Origin of the sequence: Yoonia sp. (assembly GCF_965660735.1) — a bacterium.
Classification (GTDB): domain Bacteria; phylum Pseudomonadota; class Alphaproteobacteria; order Rhodobacterales; family Rhodobacteraceae; genus Yoonia.
The window spans coordinates 171,914-195,783 of sequence record NZ_CBFIBD010000001.1 but is presented as its reverse complement, the minus strand read 5'-3'; the positions used below and the strand labels follow the sequence as shown (position 1 = coordinate 195,783).

Here is a 23,870-nt window from a genome sequence, read left to right as displayed (position 1 = left end):
ACACGGGTGCACGCGTCACGATTGAGGCTGCGGTAATTGGTAAATATGCAAACATGGCACGCCCGCCGGATCAATTTCATGCATCGGCTGCATGCACGCCGGGCTGCGCGGACAGATCTGACAACCGGCTTTGTGCGCCCGCCAGAGCCGCGAACCATCGGCAGTTTGCCTAAGGGCCAGCAACTTCTTCAAGGTGATTTCCTTTTTTCGGGCCTGCGTGTTCAGGGCGCGACCCTCTCGGTCTGGGATATCGCGGGAACACATGCCGGGGTGGCCGAAGAGATTCATGGCTGCGACTGGCTGGATGATCTGGCCGCCGTCGGCACGGAAGCGGCCCGCGACCGTGCCCAGATCTGGGTCAATCAGTGGATCGAGCGACATGGCGATGGCAGGGGCCAAGGCTGGCTGCCCGAAATCGTGGGCCGACGTCTGATCCGATGGATTAACCATGGTGAATTTCTGCTGCGCGGACAAAACCGCGCCCAAAGGGACCGGGTTTTTACCAGCCTCGCCCGGCAGACATTGTTCTTGTCGCGCCGGTGGGCTGTCATGCCAGCGGGCTTGCCCCGGTTTCAGGCGCTGGCGGGCACGATCCACGCGGGTGTGTCGCTTGAAGGGCAGGGCCGACACGTCGATCCGGCCGTGCAGGCCATCACCCGCGACTGCGAAACCGAAATCGATGCAGACGGCGCTATCGCCACGCGCAACCCCGAGGCATTGCTGGAACTGCTTTCGCTTCTGAACTGGACAAACGAGGCACTGACCCAGACAAACCGGGCTGTCCCCGTGCCGATCAGCCGCGCCATTGACCGGGTCGCACCTACCCTGCGCGCGCTGCGGCATGCGGACGGCGCACTGGCCCGGTTTCATGGCGGCGGGCGCGGAATCGCGGGGCGGCTGGATCAGGCGCTGGCGGCATCCGGCGTCAAGGACCTGCCCGGGCCGGGATTGCAGATGGGTTTCGCCCGGCTGGCCGGCGGGCGCACCACGGTGATCGTGGATGCAGCCCCCCCGCCCACCGGGGCTGCTTCGGCCAATGCCCATGCCAGCACACTGGCATTCGAACTGACGTCGGGGCGCAGACCCTTGATTGTGAATTGTGGATCAGGCGCGCGGTTCGGACCGGAGTGGAACCGCGCCAGTCGGGCGACACCCAGCCATGCGACACTTGGGCTTGATGCGGTATCGTCATCGCGGCTGGCAGCGTCGGGGCGCTTGCACAAAGGACAGGAATGGTTGCGTGACACGCCAGACTACGTCCAGGGTGAACTGGCCGAGGGTGACCCCCGCACGCTGGAACTCTCGCACAACGGCTATCAGGCCCAACACGGATTGACCCACGCCCGCATCCTGACCCTATCCGATGATGGCCGGATGCTTGCTGGTGAAGACATGCTGACAACGCTGACCCCTGTGGATAGGGGGCGGTTCGACAACGCTTTGGCCCGCGCGGGTGACGACGGCATCGCCTGGTCGGCACGGTTCCACTTGCATCCGGACGTGCAAGCAACGCTGACAGAGGCCACAGACGCCGTTCAGTTGACACTGAAATCCGGCGAAACGTGGGTCTTTCGCCACGATGGCACCGCAAAACTGGACCTTTCCGGCTCTGTCTATCTTGAAAATGGCCAATTAACGCCGACCAAGGCGCAACAGGTGGTTTTATCCGGACGCAGTATGGCCTATGCGACACGCGTCCGCTGGTCACTGGCCAAGGCACAGGACACGCCTGATATTGTGCGCGATCTTGTGCAAGCTGAGCTGACGGACGCCGTTGAATAATCTCAAAGGACACCGGATGACCGATCTTGCACCACTGCGCCGCGCGCTGCTTTCTGTTTCTGACAAGACCGGGCTGATCGACCTTGCCCGTGCATTGGCGGATCGCGGGGTGGAAATCCTGTCCACCGGCGGGTCGGCCAAAACCCTGCGCGACGCAGCGATCGAGGTGCGCGATGTCGCCGATGTGACAGGTTTTCCCGAAATGATGGACGGTCGCGTCAAGACGCTGCACCCGGTGGTGCATGGCGGCCTGCTGGCCCTGCGCGACAATGACGACCACAAGGATGCGATGGTCGAACACGGGATCGGGCCGATCGATCTGCTGGTGGTCAACCTTTACCCGTTCGAGGCGACGCTGGCCCGTGGTGCCGCATATGATGAGATGATCGAGAATATTGACATCGGTGGCCCTGCGATGATCCGCGCTGCGGCCAAGAACCACGCCTTTGTGACCACTATCGTCGATGTGGAAGATTACGCCGCCCTGCTGGCCGAACTGGATGCGCATGACGGGCAGACCACCTATGCCTTCCGGCAAGATCAGGCGCAGATCGCCTATGCCCGCACCGCCGCCTATGACACCGCCGTCAGCACATGGATGGCAGGTGCCATCGGGCAGGACAATCCGCGCCGCCGGTCATTCAGCGGCACCTTCAAACAGGTCATGCGCTATGGCGAAAACAGCCACCAAAAGGCGGCGTTCTATACCGACGGCACGAACCGCCCCGGCGTGGCGACAGCCGTGCAGCATCAGGGCAAGGAGCTGTCCTATAACAACATCAACGACACGGACGCCGCGTTTGAACTTGTTGCCGAATTTGACCCAGCCGATGGCCCCGCCGTCGCGATTATCAAGCATGCCAACCCCTGTGGTGTGGCCCGCGGCGCGACCCTGCATGAGGCGTATAAGAACGCGTTCGACTGCGACCGGACCAGCGCCTTTGGCGGGATCGTTGCGCTGAACCAGCCGCTGGACGCAGAAACCGCCAAGGCGATCATCGAAATTTTCACCGAGGTGGTAATTGCGCCGGGTGCGTCCGATGAGGCGAGGGCAATCTTTGCCGCCAAGAAAAACCTGCGCCTGCTGACGACCGACGCGCTGCCCGACGTTAAGGCACGGACCACGACCTATCGTCAGGTCGCCGGCGGAATGCTGGTGCAGGACAAGGACACCGGCCATGTCAGCTTGGACGACCTGAAGGTCGTGACGAAAGTCGCGCCGACCGATGCACAGATGGCCGACCTGCTGTTCGCATGGAAAGTGGCGAAACACGTCAAATCCAATGCGATCGTCTACGTCAAGGACCGCGCGACGGTCGGCGTGGGCGCGGGCCAGATGAGCCGCCTCGACAGCGCACTGATCGCCGCCAAAAAGGCCGAGCGCATGGCCGATGCGATGGGCCTGCCGCAACCGCTGACCATCGGGTCCGCCGTGGCATCGGATGCGTTCTTTCCTTTTGCCGACGGGCTGATGGAAGCCGCAGCAGCTGGGGCCACCTGCGTGATCCAGCCCGGTGGGTCGATGCGCGATGACGAGGTGATCGCCGCAGCGGACGAGGCCGGGATCGCCATGGTCTTTACCGGCTTGCGGCATTTCCGGCACTAGAATGCATCAGTCACAATCATACAGTCCGTGCCTATGGCACGGACAGATTTAGGAAACTTCTGAAATGCGCCTGATATTTTGGACTGGCTTTGCTGTCTTTCTGCTGGATCAGGCCAGCAAATATTACGTTGTGCACTGGCTTGGCCTGGCCAATGACCCCGACGGCCGCATCACGGTCTGGCCGCCCTATCTGGAATTCCGCATGGCATGGAATCGCGGCGTGAATTTCGGGCTGTTCGCCGATTTCGACATGCGCTGGGTGCTGATCGGTCTGGCCTTTGCGATCAGCATCGCGGTGCTGATCTGGCTGCGCCGGACCGGTGGGACAAGATGGGTTCATATTTCCGCCGGGGTGCTGATCGGCGGGGCGATGGGCAACGTGGTTGACCGTGTATTTTATGGCGCGGTTGCGGATTTCCTGAACATGTCCTGCTGCGGTATCAACAACCCCTATGCCTTCAACATCGCCGACATTGCGATTTTTGTCGGGGCCATCGGTCTTGCGTTTCTGGGGGAAGACGGCAAGACAAAGAAGACCACGTGACGCCGCCCTGTGCTTGGGCTAAAACACAGACCAAGACGGATTGAAGGATTTGTGATGCGTGCGATGATCACCTCTGCCCTGCTGCTGGTATTTCTGGCCGCCTGTGGCGATACCGACCGCCCGCTGCGCGACATGCGCGCCGCTGGCAGTGGCCCCGACGAATTTGCCGTGATCCCCTTGGCACCGCTTGAAATCCCGTCAGAGCTGACCCTGCCTCCCCCGACCCCCGGAGGCACCAACCTGACCGACCCGCAACCGCGGGCCGATGCGATCACGGCCCTTGGCGGATCTGCTGATGCACAGCGGGCCGGCGGCGTCCCTGCCAGCGATGCCGGGCTGGTGGCACAGGCCGGCCGCTATGGGACAGAGCCGGACATTCGCGCGACCCTTGCGGCCGAGGATGAACGGATCTTGCAGCGTAAGCGCCGCTCAAATATCTTCAACCCCTTGAACCGGGACCGCTACTTTCCGGCGTATGCGGGGCAAGTGCTTGACCCATATGCAGAATTGCAGCGGCTGCGCAGTCTTGGCGTGCAGGTTCCAAACGCGCCCACCCGCCAATAACCCGGCTTTCACATCCGCGTATGTCGCCTTGAACATCGTCGCACCCGACGTAGATTATATGGCAACTAAACGTGAAGGGTTTCCATGAAACAACTGCTTGCTGCCGTGGCTTTGCTGGCCGCCCCGTTGGCCGCACAGGCCGAAGATGTCACGCACTTCACCCTTGATAACGGGATGGAGGTCGTCGTGATCGAGGACAACCGCGCCCCTGTGGTTGTCCATATGGTCTGGTACAAGGCCGGATCGGCGGATGAACCGGTGGGGTCATCGGGGGTCGCCCATTTTCTGGAACATCTGCTGTTCAAACAGACCGAAATGCTGGACGCAGGTGAATTTTCCGCCACAGTTGCGGCGAACGGTGGCCGCGACAACGCCTTTACCAGCTATGATTACACGGCCTATTTTCAGCGTATCGCCGCCGACCGGCTGGAACTGATGATGCGTATGGAAAGTGACCGGATGAACAATCTGGCCATCACCGTCGATGACATCGAAACCGAACGCAACGTGATCCTCGAGGAACGCAACCAGCGGACCGAAAACAACCCCGGCGCACTGGCCAGCGAACAGTTTCGCGCCGCGCAGTACCAAAACCACCGCTATGGCGTGCCGATAATCGGCTGGAAGCACGAGATGGAGCAGCTTGATCTGCAAGATGCGTTGGGATTTTACGACCTGTACTATTCCCCCAACAACGCCGTTCTGGTCGTGGCTGGCGATGTCGCACCAGACGCGGTCCGCGTACTGGCCGAAGAATATTACGGCGTGATCCCCCCCGAAGAACAGCTGCCCGAACGCATTCGCCCGCAAGAACCGCCGCAGCGGGCGGAACGGCGGATCACCTACACCGATCCCCGCGTCAGCCAGCCCTATCTGATCCGCAGTTATCTGGCCCCCGAACGTGACCCCGGCGCACAGTCAGAGGCGGCGGCACTGGTCTATCTGGCAGAGTTGCTGGGCGGGTCATCATTCACATCCGATTTGGGGCAGGCACTGCAATTCGATACGCAAACCGCGATTTACACCAATGCGTCCTACAGCGGCAGTTCACTTGACACATCGACGTTCAGCTTTGTCGTGGTGCCGACACCCGGCGTCCCCCTGTCAGAGGCCGAGGCCGCGATGGATGGCGTGATCGCGGATTTCATGACCCGCGACATCGACCCGGCCCGGATCGAAAGCATCCGCACCCAATTGCGCGCATCCGAGATTTACGCGCGAGATAACGTGCAGGGCCTTGCCCGGCGCTATGGTGCCGCCCTGACCCAAAGCCTGACGGTCGCCGATGTCCAGGCATGGCCCGACATCCTGCAATCCGTGACCGAGGCCGACATCAAGGCCGTAGCCGCCAAGGTCTTGAACCGCGACCAATCCGTCACTGGCTGGGTTGTGCCAAATGAAGAGGAGGCACGCTGATGTTGCGCATCGTTCTGGCCTTGTGCCTGAGTATCATCACAACCACCGCCCGCGCCGAAATCGACATTATCGAAGTCACATCGCCCGGCGGCATCAACGCGTGGGTCGTCGAAGAACCCAGCATCCCGTTTGTAGCGCTCGAAATCCGCTTTATCGGCGGCGCGTCATTGGACCGGCCCGGTAAACGTGGTGCCGTCAACCTGATGACCGGCCTGATCGAGGAAGGATCAGGCGATATGGCAGCGCAAGAATTCCAGACCGCGCGCGAGGCGTTGGCGGCCAATTTCGGGTTCCGCGCCAGCGATGATACACTATCAATCTCGGCCAGTTTCCTGACCGAAAATCAGGATCAGGCGCTGGCACTGCTGCGGCAGGCCCTAAACGCGCCGACATTTGATCAGGACGCGCTGGACCGCGTGCGCGCACAGGTTTTGTCAGGCATCGCCAGCGACGCCAAGGACCCCGACAGCATCGCCAGCGCGGCATTCAACGCGGCGGCCTTTGGCGACCACCCCTATGGCAGCCCCATCGATGGAACGATCGAAAGCGTAACCGCCCTGACCCGCGATGACATGTTTCAGGCCTACCGCGATACAATCACACGCGATCAACTTTACGTCGCCGTGGTCGGTGACATCACGGCGGATACCGTGGGGCCGATGCTGGATGATCTGCTGGGTGATCTTCCCGCGACTGGCGCAAGCCAGCCCGCCGATGTCGCATTCGGTCTGGAAGGCGGGATCACGGTCATCGACTATGACACGCCGCAGTCCGTCGCCCTGTTCGGCCATGCGGGCATGAAACGCGATGACCCCGATTTCTTTGCGGCTTACATCATGAATCAGGTGCTGGGCGCTGGCGGTTTCGAATCCCGCCTGATGACCGAAGTGCGCGAAAAGCGCGGGCTGACCTATGGGATCAGCACCTTTCTGGTGCCGAAATTCCACGCGGAAATGATGCTGGGGTCGGTCGCATCGTCCAACGCAACGATTGCCGAGGCGATTGCCGTCACACAGGCAGAATGGGCCCGCATGGCCAATGAAGGTGTCACACCCGAGGAACTGGCCAGCGCCAAAACCTATCTGACCGGGGAATACCCGCTGCGGTTCGATGGCAACAGCGCGATTGCAAACATCATGGTGGGGATGCAGACCATCGGCCTGCCACCCGAATATGTGGTCAACCGCAACGATTACATCGCGGCCGTGACGCTGGACGATGTGAACCGGGTCGCAGCGGAATTGCTGCAACCCGATGCGCTGCATTTCGTGGTCGTGGGCAAACCCGAAGGGTTGGAAAGCACGCAATAGGTGCAATCAATTTTCCAGAAAATTGATCTGCGCGAAGGAAATTCGCGAATTTCCTTCGCGCTTTCCCCCTCGCAGAATCGCCGGTTGTTGTGCTAGTCCTTGTGGCATGGCGATTGCAGACCCCCAGATAAAGCCACGCCCGGTGATCCGGCAGTTGGATGAGGCCGCTATCAACCGGATCGCGGCGGGAGAGGTGTTGGAACGCCCCGCCTCTGCCGTCAAGGAATTGATCGAAAACGCCATTGACGCCGGTGCAACCCGGATCGAGGTGGTGATCGCCGATGGCGGCAAGACCCTGATCCGCGTCACCGACGATGGCTGTGGCATCGCAGCCTCTGATCTGCCGCTGGCGCTGTCGCGCCACGCGACCTCCAAGATCGACGGCTCTGATCTGCTGAACATCCATTCCTTTGGCTTCCGCGGAGAGGCCTTGCCATCGCTGGGGGCTGTCGGCCGCCTGACGATCACGTCCCGCGTGCCGGGGGCCGATGCCGCCAGCATTGCCGTGTCCGGTGGCCGCACCAGCGATGTGCGCCCTGCCGCCCTGTCAAACGGCTCGGTCGTTGAGTTGCGCGATATGTTCTACGCCACCCCTGCGCGGTTGAAATTCCTGCGCACGGACCGGGCCGAGGCGCAGGCCGTGGGCGATATCGTCAAACGGCTGGCCATGGCCGAACCTTTCATCACATTCATCCTGCGCGATGCATCAAACGGAGACACGCGCACCACGTTCCGCGCCGAGGCGCAAACCGGGGATTTGTTCGATGCGCTGCATGGGCGCCTGCAAACCGTGCTGGGCCGTGAATTTGCCGAAAACGCACTGTCGATCAATGCGGAACGCGACGGGTTCCACCTGACCGGCTATGCCGCGCTGCCCACCTATTCGCGCGGCGCTGCCGTGGCGCAGTTCCTGTTCGTCAACGGGAGGCCGGTCCGCGACAAGATGTTGCTGGGGGCCTTGCGCGCCGCCTATATGGACGTGCTATCGCGTCACCGTCACCCCGTCGCCGCGTTGTTCGTGGACTGCGACCCGACGCTGGTCGATGTCAACGTGCACCCCGCCAAATCCGAGGTCCGCTTTCGCGACCCCGGCACCGTGCGCGGGCTGATCGTCTCGGGCCTGCGGCACGCGCTGGCGGGCGCAGGGCACCGCGCATCGACAACCGTGGCCCATGCGACGCTGGGGGCGATGCAACCGCCACCCGGCCAGCCCCGCGTCTACCAGATGGACCGGCCCAGTTTCAGCGCGCGCTCGATGACGTTTCAGGCGCAGACACCGGGATTTCACGAAGCGCCCAGCGCACGGATCGAACCAACGGTCGAAGACGAACCCGACCACCTGCCATTGGGTGCCGCCCGCGCGCAGGTGCATGAAAACTACATCATCGCGCAAACCGAAACGGGCATCGTCATCGTAGATCAACACGCCGCGCATGAACGGCTGGTCTATGAAAAGCTGAAGAAACAGATGGCTGACAACGGTGTGGCGGCACAGGCGCTCTTGATTCCGGACATTGTTGAAATGACCGAAGGCGAGGCGGCGCAACTGCTGGATATCGCGGATGATCTGGCGCGGTTCGGCCTGACCATCGAACCCTTTGGCGGTGGGGCAATCGCCGTGCGCGAAACGCCCGCAATCCTTGGCGAGGTCAACGCGCAAGCGATGCTGCGCGACATTCTGGATGAACTGGCCGATCAGGGCGACAGCGCATCGGTGCAGGCAAGAATCGAAGCGATTTTAAGCCGCGTGGCCTGCCACGGGTCCATCCGGTCGGGTCGCCGGATGCAGGGGGCGGAAATGAACGCGTTGTTACGCGAAATGGAGGCGACGCCACTGTCGGGCCAATGTAACCACGGGCGACCCACCTATGTGGAATTGAAGCTGTCGGATATTGAACGGCTGTTCGGGCGCACATGATCCAGATCGGCGAACAGACTTATGCGTTCAGCGATCCGGCGGTGATTGCGGCCCTTGTCGGGACCGCGATCATCCTGCTGGTGCTGATCCTGCTGATCACCGCCGTGCGTCGCGCGGGCAAGTCGGGCGAGGCGGTGCAATATGTGGCGTCACAGGTCGGACGGCTTTCGATGGATGTGAACGCCTTGGGACAGGGGCAAAGCCAGCTTGCCGGCAACATCCAGACCGTCAGCGATGCGCAGGCCAATGCCCAGGTGCGGGTGATCCAGACGATGGAGTCGCGGCTGGCCGAGGTGCAGGCGCAAATGGCCGAACGGCTGGCCGACAATGCGCTGAAATCAGCGCGGTCACTGTCCGATATGCAGGAACGGATGAAGGAAACGCTGACCGGCAGTTCAGAACGAACCACCAAAAGCCTGACGCAGTTGCAGGAACGGTTGGCGACGATCGACAAGGCGCAGACGAATATCGAAAAACTGTCAGGTGACGTGCTGTCGTTGCAGGATATCCTGTCGAATAAACAGCGGCGCGGGATGTTCGGGGAAATCCAGCTGACCGACATCGTGTCAAAGGCGTTGCCGTCGGACAGCTATACGCTGCAGGCGACCCTTTCGAACGGCAAACGCGCCGACTGTCTGGTGCATCTGCCCAATCCCCCCGGGCCCATCGTGATCGACGCCAAGTTTCCGTTTGAAGCCTACGAGGCCTTTGCCGCCGCTGATACCAAGGACGATCAGGCACTGGCCCTGCGCGCACTTGGCGCTGCGGTGCGCGTTCATATCAAGGCGATATCCGAAAAATACCTGATCGAAGGCGAAACCGCCGACGGCGCGATCATGTTCCTGCCGTCAGAGGCGGTCTATGCCGAGCTGCACGCCCGCCTGCCCGAAGTGGTGCGCGCGGGGTTCGATGCCCGCGTCTGGATCGTGTCACCGACCACTTGCATGGCAACGCTGAATACGATGCGCGCAATCCTGAAAGACGCGCGGATGCGCGAACAGGCTGGCGAAATTCGCAAGGCCCTGCGCCTGCTGCACCGTGATGTCGAGATTATCAGCGAAAAGGCCGGCAAGTTGGAAACCCATCTGCGGCAGGCCGGAGAAGACGTGTCAGGCGTGCTGACTGCTGCCACACGGGCAGGCAAGCGGGCAGACAGGCTGGATAATTTCGACTTTGAGGAGTTGTCGCCGGATACTGCTGTCGTCCCGATTGCAGCGCCGCAAAAAGGGTAATCAGGCCAACCGCGGGGTTACTTTTCCGGCCTGACAACGGCCTGCCGATACAAATGCCACGTCGCATGCCCAAGCACCGGTAGCACCACGATCATCCCGACAAAAAGCGTCAGAACCCCGACCCCCAACAATACGGTCACAACGATACCCCAGGTGCCGATGACCAGCGGATTGCGCAGCGTCACACGCACCGATGTCACTACAGCCCGGGCGAGGCCGACATCACGGTCAAGAAGCAGGGGAAAAGACACGACACTGATCGCCAGCACCGTGGCCGCAAAAACGAACCCGATGCCGACACCAGCAATTGTCATCACCTGGCCATCGGTGGTTAGAAAGACATCGCGCAGGAAAGCTACGACAGATACCGGCGGCTCTGGTCCCAAGGTAGCGCTGTAAAGACCCAGCGCGATCCCCATCCAGAAAAGAAAGATCACCACCAGATAAAAGCCCAGAACAAGGATCGGGATCAGAGAAGGCGAGGCCAGCACGCCCAGCCCGTCCGTCCAGGTCACTTCCTTTCCGGCTTCGCGACGGCGGCTCATTTCATAAAGCCCCAGCGCAACGATGGGCCCAAGCAGCGCAAATCCCGATACCAGCGGAAACACCAGCGGCAAAAGCTCTTGATTGATAGCCACCCATGTCAAAAGCGCCCCGATGACAGGGTAGATCACCACGATGAAGATCACGTCGGTCCGCATTGCGCCGAAATCAGTCAGACCTTTGCGCAGACACATCTTTAGATCTGACAATTCCAGGGTCCGTATTTCGACCGGTTCGGTATCCTTTGTTCCCAAGTCCGCAACCCCCTCGCCCAAATGCCGAGAGCCGCGCCTGAACACAGATGCCATATAAGTAAGGGGATTTCCGATTGTCTGGACCATGACGCATTCTCCCTCTGGATCAATGTCAAACCTTCGTTTTCCGGCAATAGCCGAAAAACCCGTCGCATCACATTGTAGCAGAAAATCCGTGAATTGTCTGGTGGTGTGGCCGTGTTGACAAAATAGTGTCTATGGCCGCAGCCCACAAAAAAGCCCCGGAAAAACCGGGGCCTTTGGGGGGTGACCTGAACATGTCGCGTCTAGATTCCCATGAAACGCTGCGCGATGCGCGGCACCAGGCCGTTGAACGAAAGCGGCGCGTCGGTCGCGGCCAGACAGATACAATCCATCCCTTCCTCGGCGACAGGCGTATGGTTCAGGTCTTCGTTCGCGACCTCGACGTCACCGGCAGCAAAGCGGTCTGTTTCGTCAACGAATGCGCCTTGCAGCACCAGTGTCAGTTCGGTGCCACGGTGGCCATGATCCGGCACGGCAGTTCCGGCAGGAATATACAGCAAACGCACGCTGGCCTGATCCGATGTTTCCAACACCATCTGGCGCACACCGCCACCGACCCGACGCCACTTAACATTGTCCAGATCGCCGTTCACGTAATCCTGTAACGGGGCAGGGAACACGCCACCGCGCAGCACCTTGGCACGGGGCATATCAAACGCCGGCGCATTGTCGATGAGCGCCATCGTCGCCGCCAGCGCATCTTCGGCCAGTTCAACAGGCTCTGCGTCAATCATGACCTCTCCGCCCACCGCATCATACTCGGCCAGGGCCGCGCGGCAGGTATCACACATGGAAATATGCGTCGCGACCACAAGGTTGAATGCCTCTGGCAATGTGCCGGCGGCATACCCCATCAAAAGTGGTTCGGTCAGGTGATGTTTGATCTGTTTCATGGCTACATTCACTTCATTACGTGGCGCAAACGATCCAGCGCCAGTCTGATTCTCGATTTTATCGTCCCAAGAGGAAGGCCCGTTTCGGCCGCGATTTCGCTGTGGCTTAACTCGCCGTAATAAGCACGTTCAATTAGTGTTCTTTGTTCAGCGGGCAAGGTCGCAAGCGCCTGACCCAGTTTTTCCGTATCTTGCTGCAAGCCAAGCGCATCGGCCTGATCGGGTTCCGCCTCGGGGCCCCATGGCAGGTCTTCGGGCTCGGGCCGTTTCTGTTTACGCAGCAGATCAATCTTGCGGTTTCGCGCAATCGTGAAAATCCACGTTGACACGCTCGCCTTGGCAGGATCGAACAGATGCGCCTTGTTCCATAGGGTCACCATGACCTCTTGTGTGCATTCCTCTGCCAGATCAGGGGTGGCGCCCGATTTCATCAGAAACGATTTCACGCGCGGGGCGAAATAGGCAAAGAGTTCGGCAAACGCGGCCTTGTCTTTTCTATCCCTGACCGCCGTGACCTGGACCACCCAGGCCATGCGTTTCGTCGTTTGTTCCGTTGTCAACTTTTTCGCTCCGCCCTTGGCCGATAGTCTTATATCTCCCCCCGTATAAAGGGGAAGCCCGGCAAGTGCATCCGGTTTCACGGCTAGGTCGGTTTGCGTTGACATATAAATAATACGCCACGTGTCGCGAACCGGATCACAAGATCCGCCGCTTTTTCCGTGTGATCCATCAAATCGTAAGTTACGTATGACTTAAGGAAAAAGACGACACGGCAACGGAGCAGTAATTTATGCCATTTGAAAAAGCGACAGCCGCTCCAAAGCGTGTGGCGGTGATCGGCGCGGGTATTTCCGGGATGGGGGCCGCACACGCATTGGCCGAAAATCATCAGGTTGTCCTGTTCGAGGCAGAAAAGCGTCTGGGTGGCCATGCCCGCACGCGCATGGCCGGACGCAGCGCCGACCAGCCTGTGGATACCGGGTTTATCGTTTTCAACTATGCCAATTATCCGCACCTGACGGCGCTGTTCGATCACCTGCAAGTGCCGGTCACGAAAAGCAACATGAGCTTTGGCGCGTCGTTTTCCGGTGGCAAGCTGGAATATGGCTTGGCCAGCCTGAACGCGCTGTTTGCCACGCGCACCAGCATCGCCAGCCCGCGTTTTCTGCGCATGGTCCGGGATATCCTGCATTTTAACGCCAAGGGTCTTGCCGCAAGTCAGGATGAGACGCTGACCATCGGGGAATTGCTGCGCAAGCTAAAGCTGTCGGATTTTTTCCGCGATCATTACCTGCTGCCGTTTTCGGGTGCGATCTGGTCGACACCCAAAGAAAAAATCCTTGATTTCCCAGCCTATGCGATGATGAAATTTTTCGACAATCACGCCCTGCTGGGTGCGACGGGCCAGCATCAGTGGTATACTGTAGATGGTGGCAGCCGTGAATATGTCACGCGGCTTGGCGCCGATATGGTGCGCCGTGGCGTGGATATCCGACTTGATGCATCCATCAATGCCGTCCGGCGCGGCCCACTTGGGGCCGAGGTGAAAACCCACGGTGGGGAATGGGAAATGTTCGACGAGGTCATCTTTGCCACCCATTCCAACCAGACGCTTGCGATGCTGTCAGACGCGACACCGGCGGAAAAATCGACCCTTGGCGCAGTGAAATACCAGCCCAACAAGGTCGTGCTCCATTCCGATACGTCGGTGATGCCCAAACGGCGCGCTGTCTGGTCGTCGTGGGTCTATTCCGAAGACGCAGCACAAAGCACCCGCGAAATTGACCTGACCTATTGGATGAATTCGCTTCAGCCCTGGTTGCAGGCCGACGACATGATGGTCACGCTGAACACCAAACGCCCGATCCGCGAAGACCTGATCTGGGACGAGGTGACGCTGCACCACCCTGTTTACGACCTTGCCGCGCTGGCCGCCCAACAAACCGCCGCCGCGATGAACGGGTCCAACCGGACATGGTTTTGTGGCGCATGGATGAAAAACGGCTTTCACGAGGATGGCCTTTCCAGCGCGATGGACGTTGTGCGCGCACTGAACGCCGCCGAACGCATGGAGGTCGCGGCAGAGTGACCGCAACCATCGATCATATCGCAGGGGAAACCTATCACGGTCGGCGCGGGGGTGTGAAAAACACCTTTCGTTATTCCATCGACTATGTGCTGCTGGATGCAGAGGCAGTGCCGGACACACCCGCGCTTTTTGCGCGTAACCGCGGCAACCTGATGTCGCTGCACGACCGCGACCATGGTGGGCCACCCAAGGCCGGGACAGGGGCCGCATGGGTGCGCGACGTCTTGACCGCGCATGGTATCGCGCCTCCTGCGCGTATCGAGTTGCTGGCCCAACCCCGTGTTTTGGGGCACGTCTTCAACCCGGTCTCATTTTGGCTGTGTCGCGATGCCGATGGAACGCTGCGCACCATCATCGCCGAGGTCAGCAACACATTCGGTGATCGCCATTCCTATCTGTGCCGCCACGATGACGGGCGCGAAATCGTCAAGTCAGATACCATCGCAGCACAAAAAATATTCCATGTCTCCCCATTCCAGCCGGTTGAGGGCGGGTATGTGTTTCGGTTTGATATCCAGCCTGACAGTATCGGTATCTGGATCGATTATTCGCGCGGCAACGGCGGGCTGATCGCCACGCTGACCGGCGCACGCAAGCCGCTGCGCAACACATCAATCCTTCGCGCTGTGCTGCGCCGCCCGTTCGGGTCGCGCCGGGTGCTGGCGCTGATCCACTGGCAGGCGATGAAACTCTGGTGGAAGGGCGCTACATTCCGCCCCCGCCCCGAACCGCCCACCCAAGAGGTCAGCAAATGACAGCCCTGACCGAGCGGCTGCCCGCCTACACCGGCTTTGCCGCCGTGCTGTCAGGGGCCGGGCTTCCGATCTATATCTATGCTCCGAAATATTATGCCGACACCTATGGCGTCAGCCTGACGGCCTTGGGTGCGGTGCTGTTCGGGTTGCGCCTGTTCGATGTGGTGCAGGATCCTGTGCTGGGCTGGATCAGTGAACGGCTGCGCAGCAACAAGAAAATGATTGTCACCGCCACGGCTGGGCTGCTGGCCTTGTCGATGCTGGGGCTGTTCGCCGTGACGCCACCTATCGCGCCGATCTGGTGGTTCGGGCTGACCATCACCGGATTGTTCACGGCGTTCAGCTTTCTGACCATCAATTTTTACGCGCAAGGCATCAGCAAGGCAGGCGCCGGACCACAAGGCCACATCCGGCTGGCAGCCTGGCGCGAAAGCGGGGCCTTGCTTGGTGTTTGCATCGCGGCCGTTATCCCGACGCTGTTGATGGATGTGGTCGCCGCGCCCTTTGCAACCTTTGCCTATGGCTTTGCGGTGGTCACGCTGATTGCCGCCTATTTCATGTGGCCCGAATGGAAGGGGCGGACCGCTGCGGAGCCCACCCACATCCGCGAAATAATCAGCGACCCTGTCGCGCGCAAACTGCTGATCCTTGCGCTGGTCAACGCCACGCCGTTGGCGGTGTCCTCCACCCTGTTTCTGTTCTACGTCGAAAGCCGCCTGGGCGCACCCGGCTGGGAAGGCGCACTGTTGGTGCTGTTTTTTCTGGCCGCTGCACTGTCGTCGCCCCTGTGGTCGGCACTGGCGGGACGATACGGGGAAAAGCGGGTGCTGCTGACGGCCATGGTGCTGGCGGTTGCGTCATTTGGCTATACCGTCACTTTATCCACCGGCGATGTGATCCCCTTTGCAGTTGTCTGCGTATTAAGTGGTGCAACGATCGGGGCGGACCTCACGCTTTTGCCGGCGATGTTTGCAAAACGGATGGCGGTGATATCGCCCACGGGCGGGCAGGGGTTCGGTCTTTGGAATCTGGTGAACAAGTTCACGCTTGCCTTCGCCGCGGCGGTTCTGCTGCCGGCATTGGAACAATCCGGGTTCGTGGCCGGGGCACAGACATCGCCCGTTGGGGCCTTGACCATGTTGACGGTGCTTTATGCACTGGTGCCGTCGCTTTTGAAACTGGTGGCGATCGGGCTTTTGATCGCCACGAAACTTGAGGATTAGACGATGAGTGTTCTGACCTATACCCTGATCGGTGGCATTTTGGTTGCGGCCGTCCTCATCCTCAAATCGCGCTACATGTCTTTCCGGGCGCAGAAACCGTCCGATTATACCGATGGCCCGATCTTTGATATCCGCGAACGCTTCAACGGTCCCATCGCCTGCGAAGGCGTGATTTACGGACCAACCGGTCGCGTCACATCGCGGTTTGTTGCGGACTTCGATGCATCTTGGGATGGCAATGTCGGCACGATGACAGAAACCTTTCAATATGATAGTGGAAACACGCAACAAAGGGTCTGGACCCTGACCCTTGGCAATGACGGAGGGATCAAGGCCGACGCACCTGATGTTGTCGGCACGGGAACAGGCAGACAGGAAGGGTCAGCAGTGCTGCTGAACTACCGGATCAAGCTGGCGGACGAGGCAGGCGGTCATGTTCTGGATACGACCGACTGGATGTATCTGATGGCGAACGGGTCCATCATGAACCGCAGCCAGTTTAGGAAATTCGGCATCAAGGTAGCTGAACTTGTCGCCACAATGCGCCCGAAAGACCAAGCATACGCAGGAGAATGACGTGAAAGACTGGCAGGGAAAACGATACTGGATTGTCGGCGCAAGCGAAGGTCTGGGGCGCGCTGTTGCCTTTGCCCTCAGCCGCGTCGGGACCGAGGTCATCGTCTCTGCCCGATCCGAGGACCGTTTGAAAGAACTGGTCGCGGAATTGCCCGGAAAGGCATCCTACATCACCGTTGACGTCACAGACCGCGCCGCGGTCGAGGCTGCGGCGAAAGAGGCGGGCGAACTGGACGGTGTCGTCTATCTGGCCGGTGTCTATTGGCCGATGAAAGCCAGCGAATGGGACAACGAAAAAGCCGACCTGATGGGGGAAATCAACTATCTGGGCGCGTCACGCGTCGTCGGTGCGGTGATCGACGATATGATCAAGCGCGACCAGGGCCACATCGTGCTGACCGGGTCGCTGTCGGGGTTTCGGGGTCTGCCGGGGGCGATCGGCTATTCCGCATCCAAGGCCGGGTTGATGGCACTGGCGGAATCGATGCAGGCAGATTTGCATAAATCGAACATTCAGGTGCAGGTCATCAACCCCGGTTTCATCAAAACCCGCCTGACCGACAAGAACGATTTCAATATGCCGTTCATCATGTCGCCCGAAGACGCCGCGCGGGAATTTTTTGACCACATGAACGGTGACGGCTTCAAGAAAAGTTTCCCAATGGTGTTTTCATGGGTATTCCGCCTGTCACAATTCATGCCCGACTGGATGTATTACAGGCTTTTTGGGGCGAGATGATTCCAGAGGTTCAATCATCAAACCTTCAGGCTACGGCAATTTTGAGGTGACTGATCGCACTGGAGTGAAAAATCAACTGGTGACAAACAGTCTGGTGCAGCGCTTGAGGATGGAAAGCCGAATTTTGTCAGACAAGGTCAAATCGAACTCACCGTGCGCGACTTTTTTCCTAAAGAATTCTTCAGTGACGGCGTTAACCTGTGATGATAACTTTTTTTGTGACGAGCTTACAAATGATGCGCTGCCGTGGTGATAAAGTGAACGCTCCAGATAAAAGTAGCTGCTGCGATATGACGATGCTTTCTTTCCTTCGTCCCAGTGCACCTGATAGCCCTGCTTTTGCAGCTGAAAACCAATAAGTCGGCCGGTATCAATACCCACTTCCATGAAGCCTTCTGCAAAGTCCAGACGATGAAGCGCCCCAATTGGCAGCACCATAAAACATGGATGCGATAATCCGCTTTTGTGTGGATCCCGGGCGACTATTGCATCACTGCCTGCATCCAATATGCGTTGGATCATATCGATCCAGTCGGGTTTGATCGGAAAACAGTCTGAGTCCAGGATAATCAGATGGCTGGTCGCATAATCCACGTTCATACAGTGATTGAGGGCCGCCGCATGATCATGCCCGAACTGAGCAATTTGCTCAACGTCCTCTGGGAACGTAAGAACACTCGGCTTGCTGGGCAGGTCTGCAAGAAATAATGCTGATTTATTGCTTCGGTCTTGATCGACTATGCGGAAATCTTGAATTGAGTCGGATTTGGAAAGCGATCTGATTCTTTTTTCCAAATTTCCAATCCAGAAAAAATCACCGAAGTGCGCTGCAATTACAGTAAAGCTGGATAATTCAAATTTCATTGGTTGCTCTTTTTGAAATTCGTGAACTTAACACTCTTAGGAATAGGCTATAAAGTGGGGCTTCAGGTCAGGTGTGGTCACAGTCTTTTAAAAAAGAAAGAGTAGATAAAGTTGTGTGGAGTTCTCATGTCAGTGTGCAGCGACCACCTATTTCGTCACGCGCCCTGCCCCGAAAATAACGGGATCAATCGCGATCAGAAAGATATTGGTTGTCGGTCGCAGCCCGAGTTTACCGCAAAGCGCCTCTGACGGGCCGTTGCCCTCTCTGATGCCTGTCATGAAATTGGCAGTGCCAAATCGGTCGTGCATCGCAAGAATGCACAGGGCACCCATGACCATTGCGATCCCCTCCCCCCTGCGATCGGGGTCTGTCGATAACATGCCCCACCACGCCTTTCGCCCTTTGGCATGATCGCGGTGGTATTGCATGACCGATGCCGACGCACCGACCACGCGGCCATCGTTGTCCTTGGCATAAAGACACACCGTCGGTTGATCATGACCCCGCAGGAAGGACGCCATCGGCAACAGAACCTCGCAACGCTGGGTCAATGCGTCCAGCTGTTTCAGGTCTTCCGTCTGGGTCTGCGCATCGGTTGCATGAACCACAAGATCTTCGCTCAGACGGCGCGCCCCGCTCACGGCACGGGCGGCCTCCACGACCTGCTTCCCGCCTTGCCATTCGACATACTGGTCGGTCATCATCCCGGCAGCCTCGATCGCGGCTTTGCGTGCGGCAACATCTGCCACGTCAACACCCTCAGCCGCGCCGGCCCCCAAAAGCTGCGCGAGCGCGAGCTGTTCTTTCAGGTTCTCCGATGTGGCATCCGCCAGCCCGACCGACCGCCCGTGGCATGAATATTCCGTGCGGGACTTCAACAGCGACCAAAGCCGGTCCGTGCGGTATTGCAGCCCTTGCTGGGTCTGGGTGCCAAAATAGATATTTTCCATGGACCAACTGTTGCCGATACAAACAGTCCGGTCAATTCTTCTTAATTTTGCGGAAATGCCGGGCACGCAACTTGCGCCAGATCAAGGCTCTTGTCAGGACAATGCCCCATCGTGACAAAAAAGGAGGGCATCATCATGCTACCAATTTCGGTCGCCAAAGTTGCAGAGGTCATCATTCTGGCCCGCGAACTGGACCGCGCAGAACCTGAATTTGACGGGCTCGTCAATGCGCTTAACGCTGAAGAACAGGCCGCCCTAGTCGCGATCTACTGGATCGGGCGCGGCACTTACGACGCTGACGATCTGGATGAAGCCATGGCAACGGCCACGAACGAGGCGACAACGCCAACCACAGAATACCTCAAGGGATCGCCTTTGCTTGCCACACATCTGGAGGCGGGGCTGGACGCGCTGGGCATCGACGCGACCGAGGAAGAGGATCGCCTGATCAAGCCCGTGTAAGGTGGATTTCAATCTACCCTGGCCCACGCCAGCTACGGCCCGATGGGAATGATCCCCAGCGGATTGCGCTTTTCGGATGCGCCAAAATAGCCGCGTTTATTGATGTCGAAGCAACCCTAGGCACATGGTAAATGCACCGCCATATCACCCATCAGGCAACCGCCCTGTCAAAACAGGCCCGTGCCCTGCCCCAAGTCCCTTGATCCAGCGCATCCAGCGTCAGCAGATGCGGTAGTAACTGGCCGGCAAAATCCGCGCTGCTTTCGGCAGGCAGCATTGAGGGCAGGTTGTCAATCGCCGTGACATCCAGCACGGGCGCGTCTTGCACACGCAGCGCGGGCGCATCCCAGGTGGTTGTCCGGTCATAAACCTTGATCGGGGAAAAATCGCTGTCGGGATCACAGGCGATATCGCCAATCACGCTTAGATCGCGTGCCGCGACCCTGGCGCTGGCTGGCACGAAAACCGGCGTGCCGGGGCGTGCCAGAATACAGTTCAGGAATATGCCGTGCGTCAGGACCTGCGGAAACGGCCCGCCTGATGCGGTTTCCGCCATGTCCCATTTCGTCGTGGCCACACCCATCGCTTGACACAGGTCTGCGGCCCCCGTGCCGACCCGCCCCAGCGCCCCGATGATCAGCGCCGTAGGCCGCGCTGCGCCAAGCGTGACAAGCCCCTGCTGCAAATCGGCAAGCATGTGGTGTGCGCCGGGATAGGCCTGCACCGGCCCCGCGATGCCGCCGCGCTGTTGCGCCATCCAGCACATCAGCGCAACCGCCGCCCCGGCATAGCCCGCCCAATACCCGAACGCGGCCACGCGGCGCCCATCCGCATCGGTCAGATATTCCAGATCATAAAGCACACCTCCCCCGGCGCGGAACCGGTCCAGCAAAACCTTGCCTGCGGGCTGTCCTTTGTAGGCATGGCCGAACATGATGTGCCGATGCGGCAGCGGGGTGTCGTCGTCGGGCAGTTCTTTCAGCCCAAAGATGATCGCGTCGCGCGGCGCATCCGGCCATGAAAATTCAGGCGCGATGGCACAGCCCGCGGCAGCATATTCAGCAATGGGAATGATCCGTTGCGCGCTTTGCTCGACCGTCACCTTGATACCGGCCACCCGCAAACGCGCCGCCCCCTGCGGGGTCAGACCGACCCGTTCCTCATGTGCGCGGCTTTCGGACCGAACCCAAAGGTGAACCATGATTTCAATCCTTCAGTAATGCGTCACGGCATGGGCGCGGTCAGTCCGGTCCAGATGCGGGATCGCGTTGAAACCACCCAGGATCGGCCCCTGCGGGATCACATGCACGCGATGGATCGAGGTGTTCATGATCGGCAACAGGATATGCGCCATGCGGGTCGGGTCAAGCCCCAGCAAATGCCGGACGATCATACCGATCACCCCGCCGGATGTGACGCAAAGGATGCGCACACCGGGCCGGGCGGCCTCTTGCAAGACTGACGCCACACGATCCTCGAAGGAAGCAAAGGTTTCATTGCCCTTGATTTCGGCCTTGTGCCAGGCCTGCATGACCTGCGGGACGTGGGCGGCAAATTCATCTGGCCCTGGAAATGGCACGCCATGCACATCCTGCAACGCCTTGCCAAGGTTGAAATAATCCATCTCGTTCAAACGCGGATCAATCAGCGGGGCATCATGGCCAAGTCCAGCGGCTGTTTCGCGGTGTCGCCGCAAGCTACCGCTGATCACCTTGTCGAACGGCTTTTCCCGCTCGCGCAGGTAATCGCCCAGCCAGCGCGCCTGCTGGTGGCCCAGATCGGACAGCTTGTCATAGCTTTCTTCGTCATTGGCGGCTGAATTCGCCTGCCCGTGCCGTATCAGTACAATCTCGCCCATCGTGCCCTCCTGCGGGGTCAGGGTTACGGCGTCGGCGGCCAGTTGGCAACGCCCGGCAGCGTGGATTTAAATCCACCAGACGGCAAGGCATCCCTTGTTCGTGGAATCCGCCTGTGGGATTGTCGCGCAAACGAGCATGAACAAATCAACAGGTCCCCTTGCATGAGCGCCGCTACGCTGCTTCGTGATGTCTTTGGCTTTGACGCCTTCCGCCCCGGCCAGCAGGACATCGTGCAGGCGGTGGTGGACGGGCAGAACACCCTTGCCATCATGCCCACGGGCGGCGGCAAATCGCTGTGTTTTCAACTGCCGGCCTTGGTCCGCGACGGTGTGACGGTCGTGATTTCACCGCTGATCGCCCTGATGCGCGATCAGGTGCGCGGCCTGCGCGAGGCCGGGGTCGAAGCAGGAGCGCTGACATCCGGCAACACCCCCGAGGAAACCGAGGCCGTGTTTGCAGCACTGGAGGCGGGCGCGCTGAAGCTGCTTTACATGGCGCCTGAACGGCTTGCCTCTGGCGGAACGATCAACATGCTGCGCCGCGCGGGCATCAGCCTGATCGCCGTGGACGAGGCGCATTGCGTCAGCCAGTGGGGCCATGATTTTCGCCCCGATTACCTGCGCATCGGCGAATTGCGCCGCACACTGGATGTCCCGCTGGCGGCCTTTACCGCGACTGCGGACGCAGAAACACAGGCGGAAATCATCCAGAAACTGTTCGACGGCGTCCAACCCGCGACCTTTCTGCACGGGTTTGACCGGCCCAACATCCATCTGGCATTCGCGGTCAAGGACGGGCCACGCGCGCAGATCCTGAACTTTGCCGCCGCCCGCAAGGGGCAATCCGGTATCGTCTATTGCGGCACCCGCGCCAAGACCGAAACGCTGGCCCGCGCGCTGGCTGAAACCGGCCACCTGACCTGCCACTACCACGGCGGGATGGAGGCCGAGGACAGGCGCATTGTCGAACGGCGTTTCCAGCAGGAAGACGGGCTGATCGTCTGCGCCACGGTCGCATTCGGGATGGGCATCGACAAACCCGACATCCGCTGGGTCGCCCACGCCGACCTGCCCAAGTCGATCGAGGCGTATTATCAGGAAATCGGCCGCGCAGGCCGCGATGGCGACCCCGCCGAAACGCTGACGCTGTTCGGGCCTGACGACATCCGCTATCGCCGCCAGCAGATTGACGAAGGTCTGGCCCCCCCCGAACGTCGTGCCGCCGATCATGGACGGCTAAACGCGCTGCTGGGTCTGGCCGAGGCGCTGCGCTGTCGCCGCCAGAACCTGCTGTCATATTTCGGTGAAACGTCCGCCGCCTGCGGCAACTGCGACCTGTGCGACAAACCCGCCGAGGTGTTCGACGCCACCACCGCTGTGCGCATGGCGTTGTCTGCGGCCTTGCGCACCGAAGAATGGTTCGGCGCGGGCCACCTGATCGACATTCTGCGCGGCGATCTGACCGACAAGATCCGGCAACGCGGGCATGATGGGCTGCCGACTTTTGGCGTCGGCCAGGAATATGACAAACGCCAATGGCAGGCGATTTTCCGGCAGATGATGGGCCACGACCTGCTGCGCCCCGACCCAGACCGCCACGGCGCCCTGCGCATGACAGAGGCCGCCCGCCCGATTCTGCGCGGCGAGGCCACGATTGAACTGCGCCGCGACACGATCCGCGCCGCCCGTGGCACCGGCCCAAAGGTGCGGATGCAGGTCAGCGACGAAGATGCGCCTTTGCTGTCCGCGCTCAAGGCCAAACGCCGGTTCCTGGCGGAACAGGTGAATGCACCTGCCTATATTATTTTCAACGACCGCACCCTGATCGAAATGGCCGAACGCAAGCCGCGCACATTGGATGAAATGGCCAATATCGGCGGCGTCGGCGCGAAAAAGCTGGAAAGTTACGGGCGTGCCTTTCTGGAGGTGATCGCCGGTGCGGGGGATGATATCCACCCTGCCCGCCGTAAACTGGCAGGGCGCGATGAAGGCGCGATTTACGACCGCCTGATGCAGGCGCAGGCGCAGCTGGCCCGCGGCCCCCACGGTGCAGACAAACCGATGAGCTGCTCGGCGGCCCAACTGGCCAAGGTGGCGCAGATGCGCAGTGCGGATGCCGATCAGCTGACCCGGCTGATCGGCGACAGATACGCCGAACGCTTTGGCGATGCGTTTCTGGAGGTTTTGGAAGGCGGGTAGACGATAAAGGGTCTTAACCGCAACCATCCGCCCCACAAACCTTGACC

22 protein-coding genes are annotated in these 23,870 nt (G+C 60.0%); 15 read left to right on the top strand and 7 right to left on the bottom strand.

What is annotated here, in order from left to right; genetic code table 11:
- Positions 1-78: 78 nt before the first annotated feature.
- From ACTG4B_RS00940 to ACTG4B_RS00905, 8 genes are all read left to right on the top strand, one after another.
- The gene (locus ACTG4B_RS00940; RefSeq protein ID WP_439153789.1) at positions 79-1,782 is read left to right on the top strand and encodes a heparinase II/III family protein; all 1,704 of its coding nucleotides are present in this window, start codon (positions 79-81) and stop codon (positions 1,780-1,782) included.
- A 16-nt stretch (positions 1,783-1,798) separates the two neighbouring features.
- Positions 1,799-3,388 (top strand): bifunctional phosphoribosylaminoimidazolecarboxamide formyltransferase/IMP cyclohydrolase, encoded by a 1,590-nt coding sequence (gene purH, locus ACTG4B_RS00935; protein ID WP_439153788.1) that lies wholly within the window; start codon positions 1,799-1,801, stop codon positions 3,386-3,388.
- Between the two features lie 64 nt (positions 3,389-3,452).
- The gene (gene lspA / locus ACTG4B_RS00930) at positions 3,453-3,932 is read left to right on the top strand and encodes a signal peptidase II (protein WP_439153787.1); all 480 of its coding nucleotides are present in this window, start codon (positions 3,453-3,455) and stop codon (positions 3,930-3,932) included.
- A gap of 54 nt (positions 3,933-3,986) precedes the next feature.
- Positions 3,987-4,496, top strand: a complete 510-nt coding sequence (locus ACTG4B_RS00925; RefSeq protein ID WP_439153786.1) for a DUF3035 domain-containing protein — start codon at positions 3,987-3,989, stop codon at positions 4,494-4,496.
- An 84-nt stretch (positions 4,497-4,580) separates the two neighbouring features.
- The gene (locus tag ACTG4B_RS00920) at positions 4,581-5,912 is read left to right on the top strand and encodes a M16 family metallopeptidase (protein WP_439153785.1); all 1,332 of its coding nucleotides are present in this window, start codon (positions 4,581-4,583) and stop codon (positions 5,910-5,912) included.
- The gene (locus ACTG4B_RS00915; protein WP_439153784.1) at positions 5,912-7,222 is read left to right on the top strand and encodes a M16 family metallopeptidase; all 1,311 of its coding nucleotides are present in this window, start codon (positions 5,912-5,914) and stop codon (positions 7,220-7,222) included. The genes ACTG4B_RS00920 and ACTG4B_RS00915 overlap by 1 nt, the downstream gene beginning before the upstream one ends.
- A 106-nt stretch (positions 7,223-7,328) precedes the next feature.
- Complete coding sequence (gene mutL / locus ACTG4B_RS00910; RefSeq protein WP_439153783.1) at positions 7,329-9,140, top strand: DNA mismatch repair endonuclease MutL; 1,812 nt, start codon at positions 7,329-7,331, stop codon at positions 9,138-9,140.
- Positions 9,137-10,372, top strand: a complete 1,236-nt coding sequence (locus ACTG4B_RS00905) for a DNA recombination protein RmuC (RefSeq protein ID WP_439153782.1) — start codon at positions 9,137-9,139, stop codon at positions 10,370-10,372. The genes mutL and ACTG4B_RS00905 overlap by 4 nt, the downstream gene beginning before the upstream one ends.
- A 17-nt stretch (positions 10,373-10,389) precedes the next feature.
- On the opposite strand, the gene ACTG4B_RS00900 is transcribed toward ACTG4B_RS00905, so the two are convergent.
- The 3 genes from ACTG4B_RS00900 to ACTG4B_RS00890 all read right to left on the bottom strand — a co-directional run bounded on the left by ACTG4B_RS00900 (position 10,390) and on the right by ACTG4B_RS00890 (position 12,640).
- A complete protein-coding gene (locus tag ACTG4B_RS00900) occupies positions 10,390-11,124 on the bottom strand; it encodes a DUF2189 domain-containing protein (RefSeq protein WP_439153781.1) in 735 nt (244 codons plus the stop codon).
- A 332-nt stretch (positions 11,125-11,456) separates the two neighbouring features.
- A complete protein-coding gene (locus ACTG4B_RS00895; protein WP_439153780.1) occupies positions 11,457-12,107 on the bottom strand; it encodes a ChrR family anti-sigma-E factor in 651 nt (216 codons plus the stop codon).
- Between the two features lie 8 nt (positions 12,108-12,115).
- The gene (locus ACTG4B_RS00890) at positions 12,116-12,640 is read right to left on the bottom strand and encodes a sigma-70 family RNA polymerase sigma factor (protein WP_439153857.1); all 525 of its coding nucleotides are present in this window, start codon (positions 12,638-12,640) and stop codon (positions 12,116-12,118) included.
- Between the two features lie 257 nt (positions 12,641-12,897).
- On the opposite strand from ACTG4B_RS00890, the gene ACTG4B_RS00885 reads away from it, so the two are divergent.
- From ACTG4B_RS00885 to ACTG4B_RS00865, 5 genes are read left to right on the top strand one after another with little or no spacing between them, the layout of a single operon-like run.
- A complete protein-coding gene (locus tag ACTG4B_RS00885) occupies positions 12,898-14,196 on the top strand; it encodes an NAD(P)/FAD-dependent oxidoreductase (RefSeq protein WP_439153779.1) in 1,299 nt (432 codons plus the stop codon).
- Complete coding sequence (locus ACTG4B_RS00880) at positions 14,193-14,951, top strand: DUF1365 domain-containing protein (RefSeq protein ID WP_439153778.1); 759 nt, start codon at positions 14,193-14,195, stop codon at positions 14,949-14,951. Before ACTG4B_RS00885 ends, ACTG4B_RS00880 begins: the two co-directional genes overlap by 4 nt.
- A complete protein-coding gene (locus ACTG4B_RS00875) occupies positions 14,948-16,174 on the top strand; it encodes an MFS transporter (RefSeq protein WP_439153777.1) in 1,227 nt (408 codons plus the stop codon). The genes ACTG4B_RS00880 and ACTG4B_RS00875 overlap by 4 nt, the downstream gene beginning before the upstream one ends.
- 3 nt (positions 16,175-16,177) lie before the next feature.
- On the top strand, positions 16,178-16,750 hold the full coding sequence (locus tag ACTG4B_RS00870; RefSeq protein ID WP_439153776.1) for a DUF3833 domain-containing protein: 573 nt from the start codon (positions 16,178-16,180) through the stop codon (positions 16,748-16,750).
- Between the two features lies 1 nt (position 16,751).
- Complete coding sequence (locus ACTG4B_RS00865) at positions 16,752-17,489, top strand: SDR family NAD(P)-dependent oxidoreductase (protein ID WP_439153775.1); 738 nt, start codon at positions 16,752-16,754, stop codon at positions 17,487-17,489.
- Positions 17,490-17,561: 72 nt separating this feature from the next.
- Here the strand turns inward: ACTG4B_RS00865 and ACTG4B_RS00860 are convergent, their stop codons facing one another.
- Both ACTG4B_RS00860 and ACTG4B_RS00855 read right to left on the bottom strand, forming a co-directional pair.
- On the bottom strand, positions 17,562-18,353 hold the full coding sequence (locus ACTG4B_RS00860) for a hypothetical protein (protein WP_439153774.1): 792 nt from the start codon (positions 18,351-18,353) through the stop codon (positions 17,562-17,564).
- A gap of 147 nt (positions 18,354-18,500) precedes the next feature.
- On the bottom strand, positions 18,501-19,304 hold the full coding sequence (locus ACTG4B_RS00855; protein ID WP_439153773.1) for a GNAT family N-acetyltransferase: 804 nt from the start codon (positions 19,302-19,304) through the stop codon (positions 18,501-18,503).
- Between the two features lie 135 nt (positions 19,305-19,439).
- Between ACTG4B_RS00855 and ACTG4B_RS00850 the strand changes: the two genes are divergently transcribed.
- Positions 19,440-19,766, top strand: a complete 327-nt coding sequence (locus tag ACTG4B_RS00850) for a DUF3775 domain-containing protein (RefSeq protein ID WP_439153772.1) — start codon at positions 19,440-19,442, stop codon at positions 19,764-19,766.
- 151 nt (positions 19,767-19,917) lie between these two features.
- Here the strand turns inward: ACTG4B_RS00850 and ACTG4B_RS00845 are convergent, their stop codons facing one another.
- Positions 19,918-20,967: a saccharopine dehydrogenase gene (locus tag ACTG4B_RS00845; RefSeq protein ID WP_439153771.1), complete on the bottom strand. Its 1,050-nt coding sequence runs from the start codon at positions 20,965-20,967 to the stop codon at positions 19,918-19,920.
- A gap of 12 nt (positions 20,968-20,979) precedes the next feature.
- The gene (locus ACTG4B_RS00840) at positions 20,980-21,624 is read right to left on the bottom strand and encodes a histidine phosphatase family protein (RefSeq protein WP_439153770.1); all 645 of its coding nucleotides are present in this window, start codon (positions 21,622-21,624) and stop codon (positions 20,980-20,982) included.
- Between the two features lie 162 nt (positions 21,625-21,786).
- On the opposite strand from ACTG4B_RS00840, the gene recQ reads away from it, so the two are divergent.
- The gene (recQ, locus tag ACTG4B_RS00835; RefSeq protein WP_439153769.1) at positions 21,787-23,823 is read left to right on the top strand and encodes a DNA helicase RecQ; all 2,037 of its coding nucleotides are present in this window, start codon (positions 21,787-21,789) and stop codon (positions 23,821-23,823) included.
- The last annotated feature ends 47 nt before the right edge of the window (positions 23,824-23,870 follow it).